The sequence below is a fragment of the Acidovorax sp. KPB24-03 genome (assembly GCF_057546605.1).
The window spans coordinates 1-835 of the sequence record NZ_BAAJYR010000809.1 but is presented as its reverse complement, the minus strand read 5'-3'; the positions used below and the strand labels follow the sequence as shown (position 1 = coordinate 835).

Here is an 835-nt window from a genome sequence, read left to right as displayed (position 1 = left end):
CATGGGCGGCCACCCGGGCCTGCAGCGGCAGCGCGCCGGGGGAATGGTCGGGGTGCGAATGCGTGCACACGATCATGCGGATGTCGCCGCCGGCCGCGCGCCACAGGCGCTCCAGGTGCTCGGCATCCTGCGGGCCGGGGTCGATGGCGATGAACCCCGTGGCCGGGTCGCCCACCAGGTAGCTGTTGGTTCCGGGGCCGGTCATCACGCCGGGGTTGGGCGCGGTCAGGCGCTGCACATTGCGCAGCAGCGGCACCGGGCGGTCGCTCTGCCAGTCGAGCGGGTGCACGATCTGGCCGTCGGGGCACACCAGCGCCAGTTCGCCGAAGGGCGGCTCGTGCTCCATGTGGCGCGACTCCCGGCCCGCCAGCAGCCCGGCGCGCGGGCAGCTGGTCCACAGCGGCGCCTCGTGCGCCACGGCGGCCAGCACGGCGTCCACACCGTCGAACCGGGCCAGCCGCTCCAGCGTGCGAATGGTGGGGTAGATCATGAAGAAGCGCCCTGCGGCATGGCGCTCCAGCGCGTCCGCCGGGCGCACCCACACCGGCTCGAACTGCTCGGCCTCGTCGGCCACGGGTTCCTGGCCCTCGGGCATGCGCGCCACGAGAAAGGGCACGTCGAAGCGGCGCGGAAGGTCGCGGTCGGCCGTCCAGTGGGCGAGCAGGAACACGGCATCGGCCGCCAGCCGCAGCCCGCGCGCCTGGCACTGCGCCACGAACGGCGCGTGGCGGTCGAGCGCGGCGATGTCAGCGGCACCGGCGAAGCGGCCATCGGCACGGCGCGCCAGCAGCACGCCCAGTTCCTCGAAGCTCTCGCGGATGGCGGCGATGGCCTG

At 74.4% G+C, this 835-nt stretch carries 1 protein-coding gene; it reads right to left on the bottom strand.

Features of this window, described 5'->3' with window-relative positions; translation table 11 throughout:
- The coding region (locus AC27KI_RS26150) for an MBL fold metallo-hydrolase (protein WP_487116768.1) at positions 1-835 on the bottom strand (835 nt) is incomplete at both ends.